The organism is Sinorhizobium fredii USDA 257, from assembly GCF_000265205.3.
Lineage (GTDB): Bacteria > Pseudomonadota > Alphaproteobacteria > Rhizobiales > Rhizobiaceae > Sinorhizobium > Sinorhizobium fredii_B.
The window spans coordinates 4,074,272-4,088,236 of the sequence record NC_018000.1; the positions used below are offsets into that span (position 1 = coordinate 4,074,272).

13 protein-coding genes and 1 pseudogene are annotated in these 13,965 nt (G+C 59.0%); 7 read left to right on the forward strand and 7 right to left on the reverse strand.

Annotated features, from left to right (window positions below):
• Positions 1 to 3: 3 nt before the first annotated feature.
• Positions 4 to 1,149, forward strand: a complete 1,146-nt coding sequence (locus USDA257_RS19085) for a hypothetical protein (protein ID WP_014764592.1) — start codon at positions 4 to 6, stop codon at positions 1,147 to 1,149.
• Positions 1,146 to 2,354, forward strand: a complete 1,209-nt coding sequence (locus USDA257_RS19090) for a DNA methyltransferase (protein ID WP_014764593.1) — start codon at positions 1,146 to 1,148, stop codon at positions 2,352 to 2,354. The genes USDA257_RS19085 and USDA257_RS19090 overlap by 4 nt, the downstream gene beginning before the upstream one ends.
• Before the next feature lie 361 nt (positions 2,355 to 2,715).
• Here the strand turns inward: USDA257_RS19090 and USDA257_RS37970 are convergent, their stop codons facing one another.
• On the reverse strand, positions 2,716 to 3,411 hold the full coding sequence (locus USDA257_RS37970) for a hypothetical protein (RefSeq protein ID WP_223843343.1): 696 nt from the start codon (positions 3,409 to 3,411) through the stop codon (positions 2,716 to 2,718).
• Between USDA257_RS37970 and USDA257_RS19095 the strand changes: the two genes are divergently transcribed.
• A complete protein-coding gene (locus tag USDA257_RS19095) occupies positions 3,412 to 4,974 on the forward strand; it encodes a hypothetical protein (protein ID WP_223843344.1) in 1,563 nt (520 codons plus the stop codon).
• Positions 4,975 to 5,142: 168 nt separating this feature from the next.
• Here the strand turns inward: USDA257_RS19095 and USDA257_RS19100 are convergent, their stop codons facing one another.
• On the reverse strand, positions 5,143 to 5,745 hold the full coding sequence (locus tag USDA257_RS19100; protein ID WP_014764595.1) for a nucleotidyltransferase domain-containing protein: 603 nt from the start codon (positions 5,743 to 5,745) through the stop codon (positions 5,143 to 5,145).
• Between the two features lie 196 nt (positions 5,746 to 5,941).
• Between USDA257_RS19100 and USDA257_RS33055 the strand changes: the two genes are divergently transcribed.
• Positions 5,942 to 6,760, forward strand: coding sequence for a hypothetical protein (locus USDA257_RS33055; protein ID WP_014764596.1), 819 nt, complete (start codon positions 5,942 to 5,944; stop codon positions 6,758 to 6,760).
• 28 nt (positions 6,761 to 6,788) lie between these two features.
• Positions 6,789 to 7,283, forward strand: coding sequence for an NAD(P)-dependent oxidoreductase (locus tag USDA257_RS19110; RefSeq protein WP_231698942.1), 495 nt, complete (start codon positions 6,789 to 6,791; stop codon positions 7,281 to 7,283).
• A 463-nt stretch (positions 7,284 to 7,746) separates the two neighbouring features.
• On the opposite strand, the gene USDA257_RS19115 is transcribed toward USDA257_RS19110, so the two are convergent.
• Positions 7,747 to 8,067: a hypothetical protein gene (locus USDA257_RS19115; protein ID WP_196777085.1), complete on the reverse strand. Its 321-nt coding sequence runs from the start codon at positions 8,065 to 8,067 to the stop codon at positions 7,747 to 7,749.
• A gap of 509 nt (positions 8,068 to 8,576) precedes the next feature.
• Between USDA257_RS19115 and USDA257_RS33230 the strand changes: the two genes are divergently transcribed.
• Positions 8,577 to 9,548 (forward strand): restriction endonuclease, encoded by a 972-nt coding sequence (locus tag USDA257_RS33230; protein ID WP_161623536.1) that lies wholly within the window; start codon positions 8,577 to 8,579, stop codon positions 9,546 to 9,548.
• A 141-nt stretch (positions 9,549 to 9,689) separates the two neighbouring features.
• Here USDA257_RS33230 and USDA257_RS34315 read toward each other — a convergent pair.
• The 3 genes and pseudogenes from USDA257_RS34315 to USDA257_RS19130 form a co-directional block, all read right to left on the reverse strand.
• Positions 9,690 to 9,970: pseudogene (locus USDA257_RS34315) on the reverse strand (substrate-binding domain-containing protein).
• 27 nt (positions 9,971 to 9,997) lie between these two features.
• Positions 9,998 to 10,144, reverse strand: coding sequence for an excalibur calcium-binding domain-containing protein (locus USDA257_RS38550; protein WP_332908269.1), 147 nt, complete (start codon positions 10,142 to 10,144; stop codon positions 9,998 to 10,000).
• A 333-nt stretch (positions 10,145 to 10,477) separates the two neighbouring features.
• Positions 10,478 to 11,641 carry a hypothetical protein gene (locus USDA257_RS19130; RefSeq protein WP_014764602.1) on the reverse strand — a complete coding sequence of 388 codons (1,164 nt, stop codon included), beginning with the start codon at positions 11,639 to 11,641 and terminating at the stop codon, positions 10,478 to 10,480.
• Between the two features lie 225 nt (positions 11,642 to 11,866).
• Between USDA257_RS19130 and USDA257_RS19135 the strand changes: the two genes are divergently transcribed.
• Complete coding sequence (locus USDA257_RS19135) at positions 11,867 to 12,520, forward strand: nucleotidyltransferase domain-containing protein (protein WP_014764603.1); 654 nt, start codon at positions 11,867 to 11,869, stop codon at positions 12,518 to 12,520.
• A gap of 253 nt (positions 12,521 to 12,773) precedes the next feature.
• Here USDA257_RS19135 and dinB read toward each other — a convergent pair whose 3' ends face one another.
• Entirely contained in the window at positions 12,774 to 13,886 is a 1,113-nt protein-coding gene (dinB, locus tag USDA257_RS19140; RefSeq protein ID WP_041415434.1) for a DNA polymerase IV, read from the reverse strand.
• Between the last annotated feature and the right edge of the window lie 79 nt (positions 13,887 to 13,965).

Sequence of the window (13,965 nt, forward strand, 5' to 3'; positions counted from 1 at the left end):
TCGGTGCTCCTGATCGACCTGAAGGAGCTTAGCGCACTGCCCCCCGACGAGATACCGTCGCCATCGTTGTTTCGGGATATGGAGCAGGTCGAGACGCTTGACGCCGTCCTTCCGGGCGCGAACGTCGTTCGCAAGGGACTGATCAATGACACGCCGTCGGCGTTCTTTCGCGAGTCCGTCCACGACCTGCTGACGTCGCGCATCGACAAGAGCTGGGAGACGCTCGGCGAGACGCTGGCGGCGATCACCTATGGTCACGACACGTCGCGGACGCGTTGCCCGGTCGAAGAATGCGAAGAGCGCCTCACGCCGGGCAAGGGGGCTTATCCCTGCCACTGTCACAGGGCCCAGACGATCTTTGAAAGCGATTCGCTGCGATTCGTCGAGCGCTTCAATCCTACCGGCAGCAACGGCGAGGCCCATGGCGAGGTCCGGCATCTGCTCGAAGTCCTGGCTCTCTTCAACATCCTGAGATTCTTTGCTGCCGAACCGGACCGGCTGGTTCACCTCCGAGACAATGTTTTCATTCTCGACGGCCCGCTTGCTATGTTCGGCCACGCCGCCTGGCTGACTCCCTACCTCCGGAAGGAGCTAGCCCGCATGAACGACCTTTGCCGCTCCAGCGGTTTCGACATCGCCCTTTTCGGCTTCGAGAAGTCTGGCCAGTTCGTGAACCATTTCGAGATGATCGACTTCGACGAAGAGGAGGGGCCGAGGAAGGTCTTCTCCGCAGGGACCGTGATCACCCCAGACGCGGACTACATAAACCGGCGAATCACCCTGCGGCCGAAGGGGGCGAAGGTCCACGGCGACATCACGTATTTCGGTAGAAAGGTGCTCTACAAGACCCGGTCCGGTGACCATGCCGTTATCACGACAGCAATGGTGGACGGCGCGTCCCAGGACTTCACCCGGAACGACTCGGGCTGCTATCCCAGGCTCGGAGACTGCCTGAACGTCCTGGACGAGCTCTCCACCTACCTCTACAGAGATGGCTTCATGCCTCTCATACGCGCCCATGCCCATGCCGCGATTCCGATCCAGCGTGGTTCCGACATCCTACGCAAGACCTTCATTGACACCAGCCGTCCACCCAAGGTTTCCGAGGGACCGGCTTCCTCGAGAGCCGGCTCCTTCGGAAAACCATGAACAAGACGATAGACTGGACCCCCTCCGTCCCAGAAGGAAGGTGGGCGACCCTGGGCCCCTACTACGCCATGTTTCCCACTGATTTCGTTCGGGAAGCTGTTGCTCGATTTTCCAGACCGGGGGACGGGGTTCTGGATCCGTTTTGCGGTCGAGGCACCGTCCCATTCGTTGCGGCCTCCACGGGTCGCTTCGCCGTAGGTGTCGATGTCAATCCAGTCGCCTGGGTGTTCGCCTCCGCCAAAACGTCGCCCGAGCCCGACGTCCAGAAGCTTGTCCGCCGCATCCATGAGATCGCGGCCTTGGTGGCGCCCGAAGATCGGCACCCTGAGAACGAGTTCCAGGCTTGGGCCTGGGATGCCGGCATGCTCGGCTTCTTGCGCGCCGCAAGGCGCGAACTTCGCTGGCGGGCGGACCGGACCGACTGGACGCTAGCGGCGATAATACTTGTTCATCTCCACGGCAAGGCGGGAACAGCGGTGAGCAACCAGATGAGGCAGTCGAAGGCGATGTCGCCGGACTATTCTGTCCGATGGTGGAAGGCCCGCGAGATGCGCCCCCCGGAAATCGACCCCGTCACCTATTTCGAGGCCAGAGTGGCATGGAGGTATACCAAGGGGCTGCCCCGCATGCGCGAGTGGAGCGAGATCGAGCTTGGCGACGCCCGCGACAGGCTGGTCTCCTGGAAAGGTTCTGCATTCCGGCTCCTGCTGACCTCGCCGCCTTATTGCGGGGTGACGAACTACCGTCTGGACAACTGGATCCGGCTGTGGCTTCTCGGGGACTCCCCGCTTCCTAACGGGAGCACCGCCCAGAAGTATGCTGACCGGGAGGGATACAGGCGGCTTCTCATGGAGGCCTTTTCCACGGCACGGAACGCGATGTCCCCGCACTCGGTCATCCTCGTTAGGACGGATTCACGCGTGTTCACCCGTGACGCGACCGCTGCCACCCTCCGTTGTCTCTGGCCGTCGCATCGGATGCTTGCGAGAAGTGAAAAGCCGGTGCGTTCCCAAACGCAGCTTTTTGGGGACAAGAGCGAGAAGCCCGGCGAGACGGACATCCTGATGCTTCCGCCCCTGGACCGACGTCGTCCCCAGGGATACAGGTCCGTACCCGACGCCGCGATGACTAGCGTGCAGCCTTGGCTCGAAGCGTTCCCTGACAGACAGCCGGCCGCAAATCGGTCCGTTCGTTCCGTGTCATGATATCGGCATGGTGCTGAACGCGACCTGGCGACGCTGCCTGATGGGGTCTCCCAGATCGTCTAAAGACGTATCGTCGAGCTTGCCCTTAGCGCCCACTTCACCCCGGCGTGGACGCGATCGATTCCAGGGCTTGGCTCCATATCATTTGGTTGTAAGATACGCACGGCACCGACCTGAAGTGGATGACGTTTGCTTTCCCGCCTTCTTGGAAAGTTGGGGGTGAAGTGACAGGTCATAGTCAACACTGCTTAACCGATTGACTAAGCAGCGATGCTAAAAGGCGATAGTGCCAAGACATTCCGTCCGGGGGGCTCGGGACATGGCTATTAGACGGCTCGATCGAGAGTACGATCAACTCTCACTACGCGATCTTCTCGACGCGCGTGACCAATACCACGTCCACCTGATGCGCCACCCGAACGTAGTCGCGACTGCCGTCGGGCTTTATCGCATTCGCTCGAAGGATAGTTGGCCGAGCGAGCGCGGCTCCGGAAAGGTCCATGGCACTTATGCACGTACGCTGGCAAACTCCCAAGTTCGCTATTACTCGTGGCCTTCCATTCTCGTGTTCGTCGAGCAATGGGTTTCGAAGAAGGATCTGGAGCCGGGCGAGATCGTACCAAAGACGCTCTATCTGCCCGACGGTCGTCGGGTGCCAGTCTGCGTCATAGAGGCGCCGAAAGAGGAGAAAAACGAAAAGCGGCCGCTGACCACGGTCTTCCCGGTCAATAACATAGGGGGCGGTTGGCCAGTTATTTCTCACAACCAAGGTCAAAGCTACGCCGCGACCATTGCCTGCCTCGTAAGCGACGGCCATACAGTCTACGCCTTGACCAACCGCCACGTCGCCGGAGAGGCTGGCGAGATCATCTACTCGCGGCTGGGAGGCAAGCAGGAACGGATCGGAGTGAGTTCCGAGAAGCACCTGACTCGAGCCCTTTTCACCACGCACTATCCCGGCTGGCCTGGTCGAGACGTCTACGTCAATCTCGATGTTGGCTTGATCGACATCGACAACCTCGATCGGTGGACCGCCGAAATCCGCGACATCGGCCAAATGGGCAAGATGGTCGACCTGTCGGTTCACACCATCTCATTGGCACTGATCGGCCGTGACGTACGAGGCACCGGTGCGGCAAGCGGCCTGATGCAGGGCGAGATCGCGGCGCTGTTTTACCGCTACAAGACGAACGGCGGTTTCGAGTATGTGGCTGACCTCCTGATCGGTCCGCGTCCTGCCGACGACGGGGACCGGAACACAGTGCCATTCGAGACACATCCAGGCGACTCCGGAACGCTCTGGCTCCTTGAGCCTGATAAGAACGACAGGTCCGGCAAGTCCCCGTCCAAAGGCAAGAAGCCGCCAGACTACCTGCCGCTCGCCATGCAGTGGGGCCGGAACATGCTCTATTCTGCCGGCGAGGCGCGGCCACAGAGTTTCGTCCTGGCAACGCTGTTGTCCCGTGTCTGCGCTGATTTGGGCGTTGATCCGGTCCGCAACTGGAATCTCGACCAACCGGACACTTGGAGTGCCATCGGCCACTTCTCGATAGCGTCGCGCGCCCAAGTCGCGCTGTCGAACCGATCTCAGAAGCTTGTCTCGCTGATGAACAACAACGCCGAAATCATCAGTCATGACGACGCAGCCATTCTTGCAGGGAACTTCTCAGGCATGGGCACTGCAGACTTCGTCGCTCTTGCAGACGTGCCCGATTTCTATTGGAAGCCGAGAATCGCCAAGCAAGGCTTCGATCGCACTTACGAAGGTCCGAACCACTTCGCCGACATGGATCAGCCCGACGCCAACGGAGACACGCTCCTGGATTTATGCAGGGACCCTGTTTTCCTCGATCCCCGAAAATGGGCGAACTTCTACGACTCCATCGTTGACCTCGAGAGCGGCGAGCCCATTGCCGAGGATCGCCGTGGCTTCCTGCCGTTTCGAGTCTGGCAGATTTTCGATGCGATGGTCACCTTTGTGGCGGCTGGGAAAGGGCCGGAGTTTGTGTGCGCGGCCGGAACTCTGACCCACTACATCGGCGACGCATGTCAGCCCCTGCACATCTCCTACCTCCACGACGGGGATCCTTCACGCCGTGTCGAATACACGATCACCCGCGGCGCCAGAAAAGGCCAAACCGAAATGCGGCGCTTTGGCGCGGGCGTGCATAGCGGATACGAGGATGCGATGATCAGCGCCTTCCGCGATAAGGTCCTCGCCGGCCTGATGAACACGCGCAAGACGGAAGCAGCGGAGATGATTACGACCGGGTTCGAGGCCGCGCAGCTCACGGTCGCAATGATGCGCAAGACGTTCACCACAATTCCGCCTATGGCCATCGTCAGGGAATTCGGCAGCTTTGCAGGCAAGCCGAAGGAGCGCGCTGAGCACTTGTGGACGAAGTTCGGCACAAAGACCATCAAGAACATGCAGAGCGGCGCGCACCTGCTCGCCGTTCTGTGGGAGAGCGCTTGGGCGGTCGGCGACGGCGACTCGCATGTGTCCTCGACAGAGGCCCTAACGAAGGAACGGGCGATGCGCATATGCGCGGACTTCAACTTCATTCCTTCAGTTACTATTTCCAGGATTGGGGCCCTTCTGAAACCTCCCGTCGTCTAGGGCAGTTGCGCCTTTTCGACTTTGTTCTCGGCAATGGCGAGCCCTTATGCAGCGTATGCAGTCCTTCGTATGCCAGTGAAACCGGGAACGAGGAGAAGTCGCCAGCTTCGCGTCTCGAAGAAATCCGGCCGAGTCGTCGGACATCGTCATCGACATAATCTGCGGGTTTCAGGACGCCGATCTTGACGCGGTTGTCGATATTGTCCTTCCAGCTCGTTGCTCGATCACCATGATCTTTTCCTTTTTCAAGATTGCTCCGATAACCTGGTCGCTCTGGAGCGCCTCCCATTCTTCCGACGTGTGCAGATTAAGATCGACTTCTCGTCCAAGAACTTTCTGGATACGCTCGATTGCTCCCCCGAGGTCGAAGACGTCGAGATTTCCAACGACCATGAGATCGACGTCGCTGTCTGCCCGCTCGGTTCCCTGGACGATCGATCCAAACACGAATGCCAGACTGATGCGGTCCTTGAACGGTGCAAGTTCCCCGGCGATCACGTCCGCGATCCCGAATGTCTTGAAGCAGATCGAGCGCAGATCTGGATAAATAGGATGCCGGCCGTTCACGGAATAGAGGCGCTGATTGCCACGGGCAGTCTTCACGACGATCGCCGACCGCTCGAACTGTTCGAGAATTCGCTTGCCGGCGCCGTAGCCGGGACCGCCGATGGCGATAAGCTCGTTCGAGCCGTACTGCCGGTCCGGATGGAGCAGCAATGCCCCCAGCATCTTCTGCTGCCGTTCCGAAAGCATGAAGTCGATGGCTGACATTTTGCACCCATTACTGGTTTGATCGCACCAATATTGGGTGCGTTTCGAGCTTTATCAAGTCCACCGCCAGTCATGCCTAATCCGCAAGGGTCAACGGGGCAGGCCTACTCCCTGATCCCCTTCAAAGCGGACTTGCTTACCGCCCTGATGTTCGTAAGAACGTAGCTCTCGAATCGTCCAGGAGAAATGTTCGAACATGCATCAGAACACGCCCGTCTATCTCGGCCGCTACCGCGATATCATAGATCGGAAGGGCGAGGAGGCGGTGAAGTCGAAAGAGACGTTGATGGCGGCCACCGGGTCCGACGAGATCTTCTATGTCCCGTTCGAGTGGACAAACCCAGCGGCGAAGCTTGTCGTTGTGGGCATAACGCCCGGACCGAACCAGATGGAACTCGCTTACCGCACCGCCAGCAGCAAGATAAAGGTGGGTCTCGATGACGAGGGAATCCTGAAGGCCGCAAAGATTCACGGTGCCTTCGGTAGTCCGACGATGCGTCCGAACCTTGTTAAGATGATGAACCATTTCGGTTTCGCGGATTTATTTGGAATCGACACTGTCGATGATTTCTGGGGCAAGAACGCGGACATCTTTCTCGGCACGTCGGTTGTTCCGCACGCTGCTTTCAGGCGGGGAAAGCCGTTCGCGGGATCCTTCGAAGACATCATGAAGTCCTTGGTCTTTTCAAAGTGCTTCCATTCCGACTTCATAACTTCATTGAAGGACATTCCGGATACGGCGCGCTTCGTCGCTCTGGGCGAGACGCCGCTTTCCGCACTCGCGTGGTGCGTTCGCCAGGGACACCTCAAAGATGAGCAGGTGCTCGGTGCCTTCGCCCATCCGTCGACAAGCGGCGGCAGCGCAGTCGATGCCTACCTCGGCATCAAGACGACATTCGATCCGCGAGATCCGGTGAAAGGTCGAGTCGATCGCCTGAGAATGTTCTACGATCGAATGAGGCAAAGCGTCGAAGTGCTGAAGTCGCATCACAGCGCAGACGCGCAGAGCGGGTAAACTTGCGGAAACAGCGGCCGTCCGCGTCATAGTTGGCTCGCCTACCGATGAAGCGTTTTTGAAACAGCATGTTGCCGGTCACGACGCCGTCATTCTTGCGATCGGCATCGACAGCACTGGCAGAACGACGTTGTTCTCGGAGACCGCCAAAGCCGTCATAGCCGCGATGAAGGCGGCGGGTGCCAGACGCCTCGTGGTGATTACCGGGATCGGGGCCGGGAACACCAAAGGCCACGGAGGGTGGGTCTACAATCACGTCATCTATCCCCTCTTCACCCACAACCGCTATACTGACAAGGATCGGCAAGAAGCGATGATTGAGCAAACCGATCTGGATTGGACTATCATTCGACCTGCCCCCTTTGCCGCTCATGCCGGAAACGGGCCGTGGCAGGTCGTCACGGAAATCCCGGAGGAGCTGCAACTCCGCTCCATTACCCGTGCGGAGGGCGTCACCTTCATCCTCGATTGCATCGAGAACGGCAGTTTCATACGTCAAAAACCTTTTATAGGGCATTCTTGACCAGCATCGCCGAATACGTGCTCTCTTTAGCAGCGGACAAGCGCCGGACGATCAATCGCAAAGCAGAAGGGTGTCCGTTTCGACCGACCGCTCGTACTCAAGGCCGAACAGATAGCGCTTGGGCAGAAACTACTCGATGAAGGGACGGCCCCACGAGAGGTCACCAAAGCTTTGAATGTTCACCCATCGACCATTTACCGAGCGATTCGCAGCTCGATATCCAGCGTCATTTGACTTTGGGCCGCGTTTTCCATGGTCCCGTCGACGCTACAGAGCGACCTCGCGTTCATACCTGTTCATCCACCTGGCCAATATCGCAGCTTCGGGCCGATTGCCGGATCGGGCGCGCGGACATCCGTCCGTCGCAAACGGCGGCGACACCTATCCGACGCCGGGCTCCCATGGCAAGGCGTCTTTAGTCTACGAAGCTCTTATAATGAGGAGGCCCACTTGGCCTCGCAAGCTAATAGGGTGGGCAGGGGCCCACCGCGGCTCCGCGATCGACAACGGCCTTCTCGCAGTGCTTACGCTGCCCGTAGTTAAATGTGCCTGTGAAGCAATATTGCTTGCCGGCAAACGTGAGCGACGGCGCTGGCTGACAGAGCGGCAGTGTGGTCGATTTGAGCGTCTCACCGAGTTCAAAGTCACGGTTGCAAAAGCGATTTAGCGTATCGAGAAGTTCGCCCTTTTCCTCCTCGTCCACAACACCATCGGACAGGATTTCATTCACTCGCTGATAGAGAGTGCGCAGGAGTGGCTGGTCGCCGATATCGATGTTGGCCACGAGCCATTTCTGTAGGAACTCAACTTCCGCTTGATTGACCAAGCCGTCCGCCGCAAGCCCCCGCGCAATGCCTCAATTCGTCGACTTGCCGGCTTGTAATGCGATCGCCGCCCAGAATGTTGTGATGCTGTGTAGTCATTTTGCTTCTCCCCTCAGCATCGGAGCAGAGAAGCAGAACTTCAACCGAAAGTCGATTATCATTTCCCTTGTCGCCTATCCCCTTCTCAGGGACGAGATCACCAGCTTGCTCCAGTGCTGCGGATTTGCCCCAGAATATCGAGGCGCTCGAGCACCTTGAACGTCGGGCTGCCTGTCTCCGCTGTATGGGCTCCGCGATCTCCTCTGGATTGGGCATCGGGCACTCGCCGTTCTCTCCCTCGAAGCCCTTCGCGGCGCATAGGCAGCCCATCACTGGAAGACGCGCTGCCGAGGAGGAGCTGCTTGGCTCCGCCTACGAGGGAGCCGGAAGCAGCGAAGGATCCGACCTCCACGCGGCTAGAAATCTGGCAATGTCGGTGGAAATCCAACTCGACATGGGTGAGGGACTTTCATATCTGTCGGCGAGGTCGCCTGAGCAGCGGATACGCCGGGACAATCCCGATAAGGGCGATGCAGGGAAAGGAAAACAAGGAGGTCATATGTCACAGCCGAGTAAGGTAGCTGTAGGCACGGAGTATGAGAAACTGGCTCGCGACATCTACGAGCGGATCATCAGGGCCGAGGGCGTCGAGACGATCGAGGTGGAGCACAACAAGATTGTCACCGGCAAATCCGGTTGCAACCACCAGATCGACGTTTACTGGGAATTCCGCATCGCCGGCAAGACGTATCGGACGGCAATCGAATGCAAGGCGTTTTCCAGCGAGGTCTCGATCGGACGAATCCGCGACTTCTATGGGGTCCTTGTCGACGTCAACAACCTCAGCGGCCTGTTCGTCACCAAGGTGGGGTTCCAGAGCGGTGCAAGAAGGTTCGCCGAGCATTATGGAATTACCTTGAAGGAGTTGAGAGAACCGACCGCAACTGACTGGAGCGGGCGCGCCAAGGACATCCACCTCAAGTGCCATGTCGTCCAGGTCGACATAGTGGAATTCGCACCTCGAGTGAGCCAGGCATTCCTCGACACTCTCCCGCCCGAAGGCATCGGACTGTCAGGAGGTATCATGACCGACGAGCAGATCGTATTCGACGCTTCAGGCGCTCCGGTTGCCAGCTTGGAAGATCTTAGGCAGCGCCTACCGAGCAGCAACGAGACGCTTAAAGGCCAGCAGCACTATTTTAAGTTCCCTGGACACATTCTTCGAATTGAAGGGTACGACCTGCCTCTCGATGGCATCGATATTGTCTATGACGTGAACATCGAAACAGAAGAAGTGATCTCCCGTGGGGAAGAGATCGTGCAGGCGATCATCAAGGACGCGTTGGACGGAGACCTAACCGTCGTCCACCATGACGGCACGGTGAAGAAGGTCCCCGCTTGAACACGCGAAGCTACGAATGGACGACTGATAGACCACGTCCTCGACAAAGAAGTAGCCGTCGATGCCCTCATCGCCAAGACTTCCGTGCGGCTCGCCACCCTTCGTGACAAGGGGGCGGCGCGCGGGGTGAGGGTGGGCAGCTTAGCCTGCCGGGTTCCTGAAGCTTGTCGATGGACTCGATGCGCGCGGACGGGAGCGTATTCTCGGCGGCCGGCCGGCGATCATATCGACCAGCATGCGGACGGCCAGAGCGCCCATATCGCGATAAGGCAAGGCCATCGTCGTGAGAGACGGGTGAATACCCGTCGAGACGACCTGGAAATCGTCGAAACCGACGATTGGACGTCCTCCGGCACCCGCAATCGCAGGTCCGCGGCCGCGCCGTAGACTTGCAGCGCGGTCTCGTCATTTCCGCAGACGATTGCCGTCGGCCAGTCGGGGCAGGAACGTTACCCCTTCCTCCGCGGACGCCACGCCGTCGCCATCCCGGTCAAGCTTCCGGCGTTAGTCGGCTCGCCGAAACGAATCGGCGCTGCACCAGCCGCGCGCGCGGCGGCGCAATTCCTAAAGTGGCGTCCACCGTTTTCGGAAGCCACTGGCCGTCCTCCAACGCCTGCCGGTCTTTATAATTCGTCTGCGCCATCGGCGGCAGATCCATGACGGCAAGCAGGGTGTTCTTCATTCGATTTCTCCGTGGCCGGAAGGAAGGTCGATGTGTTGGAGTCTTCGACCTGGGGGCGCCAAGATCGTTAGACGGTCGCGTTCTGCGTGCCTATGGCTAGTCTGGTTGGCTGCGGCCTCGTGACTGATCGGTCGAGGCTCGGGGCGACTGTGCTGCCGATCGCTCCTTAGAAAGCTACATCGTCAGGGGTCAGCTACGAATATGCGACGGCCGCCACTTGCCATAGTGCCGCCATCGCCTTCGCTTGTCACACAAGGCGAGATAGAAAAAATCGGCGAAGATTGACAAAGAAACTCATCGCGGTCCATGCGAGACCGAGGCACCAGCCGATTGCGAATACGATCGCGGCGGCGATCTCGAATATCAGGTCTCCGAGCCAGATCGCCCCTTTACCAAACAGCCGTATAATACCGGCTGTCCGATCTCCCATCCCTTTAGCGAGAGACCTGAAACGCCCGAGTTCGGCAGGACTGTCGGCCCGTTCGATGACCTTGAATACCGAACGGATGCCGGCATCGCTTCGGATGCTGCTGATGCTCGAGGCCGCGATCCGAAGCTCGTCGATGGCGGCCGGCCTTAGCACGCCGTCGAATTGCCTGCGGAGGGCAGAGGCGTCGATCGGCCACGCATTCTTCACGGCGCCGTCGAACTTCGAGAAGTCGAGCTTCCTAACGTCGGCAAATGTGAGATCCGATATGGCGCTCGTCAGGCGCGGCAGACCGGAGAAGGAGACCTTGGGAGGTGGCATCGAGGTCAGGCCCTTCTTCAGGATATTGACATCGATGGTTTCGTTGGCCGATCGGACGAGCCGGGTTGCCAGCTTGCTGCTCAGCTTGCCCGCCTTGTGGGCGTTCTTCAGGACAGAGGCTCCGGCATCGAACGCTCCCGTGCCTGGGGCGAGCATTGCAATTCCAAACAAGGAAGCGCCGAGAGTGAAACGGTCGTAATCGATGCCGGAGAGAAGCTTGCTGCCCTCTGAATAGGTGTCGCGGATGTCGCCGAATACGAAATAGTCGGCTGCGACGGCGCCGAAGATGCTGGGTACCGAATTCACCTTCCCGTAGATGAAACCTTGGGCGAACCCAGTCGAATGCCTCCACAACGCGTCAGCAGTAGGCTCTTCTGTGGAGGCAACGACCTCTGGCGGAATCTCATGCCCAAGCTCGTGTCCGATCCTCAACAGATCCTCGGCGTCGGCAAACTCGCGCGCCGCAACGGCTGCCCTAATCTCCTTCACGAGAGTTTCGGTCGAAAGGCGCTCCAGCCTGTACCGCGTGATGGCTTCGGGTTCGTGGTCAAACACGAGAGGAAGAGCGCCTGCGAAGGGCGACGAGTAGAAAGCCGTCAGCGACCCCGCGAGAGTCGTAGCGGCCAGTGCCAGACGTGCAGCAGAACGGATCTGCCCAAACATTTACGGAACCCTTATTCGACGCATGAGCTCGGGTCCACCCAGTTCCGACAATTTATCACTACGTCCCTCCGGTGGTAACTGAACGCCCTTCTGTCCGCAACTAGACTAGGTAGCACCTGCCCCCAATGCCCAATCCTAGCTCTGTCCTATGGAACTCTTGAAAAAGGCAGATAGCTAGATATTAAGGGGTTTGACCAGGTATTAAGGCGAGCCAGAGGAGTTTCGTTGGCCCGTTCGGAACGAGAAAGCGCGATCAGAAATCCCCTAACTTTCGTGCTCGGCGTGGACTCAAGCCTCAGGGTTCTACGCGCGCTGGTGCAGCATGGAGGGATGCTTGCAGCTTCCGAGATCGTCCGGATGAGCCGACTGTCCCGTGAAAGCGTGCGGCTCGGACTTCGCTCGCTTGAGTCCATGGGGATTGTCGCCTGGTCAGGGTCGGCACATGCGAGGGTATACCGCTTTAATGACAGCCACTATCTCGCGCCGGTGTTGACGGCGCTTTTTGAAGCCGAGAAAGAACGGTTTTTGGCGGTCCTGGATACAGTACGCCAGAGTGCTGCCGACAAGCCCGTCTTCAGCCTTTTCATCTATGGCAGCGCGGCTCGCGGGGATGACGGGCCGGATAGCGACCTCGACATCGGCCTGGTCGCAAGGGCGGACGACCTCGCCGCAGTGGTGGCGGGCGTCCGGGAGGCATTGAGGGAGCCGTCAGAGAAGTTGGGCTTTCTGCCGAATGTTGTCGGACTCGACTTCAATGATGTCCGTCGTCTTGCTGGAGGCGAGGACCCGTGGTGGAAGAACGTCAAGCAGGATGCTGTCGTGCTTTGCGGTAGCCGCCCCGAAGACGCTATTTCACTTCGAGGGGAACTGCGTGGCTAGGGCCGGATTAACCAGGGAAATGACGCGGCGCATGTCTCAGGAAGGCTCGTGATCGCCCACGGCTTCTTGAATAGCAGCCTCGTTGACGACCCAGGAGGCATCGGAAGCCAGTCCATGGTCGAAGTTGCTCAACTGCGATCACCTATGCCACTGCCCTGACGGCAAAGTTGCGCGGCGAGGTCAATCAAGACTGCGGTCGTCGAGCTGTTGCGAGCAGCTTTGGGAAAAGGTCTTCCTCGAAACACAATGGTGTTCATAGAGCCAGCTTGAGCTGCGAAACCGGCGGATCGATCGCGGCATCTAACGAAGACAAGGTGACGCCGAGGAGGCGGATGCTGCGCCTGAATGGATACACCATAGAAAGCAGCGCCCTCGCGATCTCAGCAATCTCAGCCGGTCCGGTTACAGGGACGGGGAGGGTTCTGCTTCGCGTCGCCTGGGTAAAATCCGAGTACTTGATCTTCACGGTAACTGTCCGGGCGCTGATCGCGTTCGCCTCGCAGTAGCGCCAGACCTTCTCGACGAGGGGGACGAGTTCCTTGGAGGCAGGCTCGAACTCGAGGAGGTCTTCAGCAAAAGTGTCCTCGGCACCAACTGACTTGCGCACGCGGTCTGGCTTGACCTCTCGCTGGTCGATGCCGCGGGCAATCCCATAGAAATAGGCGCCGGATTTTCCAAAGTGCTCCTGTAGGAAAACGAGCGACCTTGTCTTGAGGTCCAGGCCCGTTTCGATGCCGAGCCGTTTCATTCGCTCAGCCGTCGCCGGACCTACACCGTGGAACTTTTTCACTGGCAACGCCTCGACGAAGGCGGGGCCGTTCCTGGGTGTAATTACGAAAAGACCATCGGGCTTGCGCTGGTCGCTCGCCATCTTCGCCAAGAACTTGTTGTAGCTCACTCCGGCCGAGGCGGTGAGACCCGTCGTTGCCTTGATCTTTGCCCGGATCTCCTCGGCGATGTCGGTTGCGATCTCCATGCCCTTCAGGTTTTCGGTGACGTCGAGATAGGCCTCGTCGAGAGACAGAGGCTCGATGAGCGGCGTGTACTCAGCAAAAATCTGCCGGATTTGCTCGGATACGGCACGGTACACGTCGAAACGCGGAATGACGAAGATGAGGTCAGGGCACTTGCGCTTGGCCGTGACAGAAGGCATCGCGGAATGCACTCCGAACTTCCGCGCCTCGTAGCTTGCCGCGGCGACGACGCCCCGTGCGGCAGAGCCGCCGACTGCGACTGGCTTGCCGCGCAGTTCCGGATTGTCACGCTGTTCCACAGATGCGTAAAAGGCGTCCATGTCGATATGGATGATCTTGCGCTGTCGCGCCGGGTCAGATGTCCGTGAATTTTCGCTGCTACGGGATGTCATTTCACCGACCATCAGATCAGATTGTCAGAGCACCTTGGTTCCTCGCGCGCCGAGCGGAAACTTCGACAGCAGACGTCCT

What these genes read in the sequence shown, in the direction of transcription:
- USDA257_RS19090 (WP_014764593.1), top strand. Translation starts at nt 1,146, where the DNA reads ATGAACAAGACGATAGACTGGACCCCCTCCGTCCCAGAAGGAAGGTGG.
- USDA257_RS19095 (WP_223843344.1), top strand. Translation starts at nt 3,412, where the DNA reads ATGGGCAAGATGGTCGACCTGTCGGTTCACACCATCTCATTGGCACTG.
- USDA257_RS19100 (WP_014764595.1), bottom strand. Translation starts at nt 5,745, where the DNA reads ATGTCAGCCATCGACTTCATGCTTTCGGAACGGCAGCAGAAGATGCTG.
- USDA257_RS33055 (WP_014764596.1), top strand. Translation starts at nt 5,942, where the DNA reads ATGCATCAGAACACGCCCGTCTATCTCGGCCGCTACCGCGATATCATA.
- USDA257_RS33230 (WP_161623536.1), top strand. Translation starts at nt 8,577, where the DNA reads ATGTCGGTGGAAATCCAACTCGACATGGGTGAGGGACTTTCATATCTG.
- USDA257_RS19130 (WP_014764602.1), bottom strand. Translation starts at nt 11,641, where the DNA reads ATGTTTGGGCAGATCCGTTCTGCTGCACGTCTGGCACTGGCCGCTACG.
- dinB (WP_041415434.1), bottom strand. Translation starts at nt 13,886, where the DNA reads ATGACATCCCGTAGCAGCGAAAATTCACGGACATCTGACCCGGCGCGA.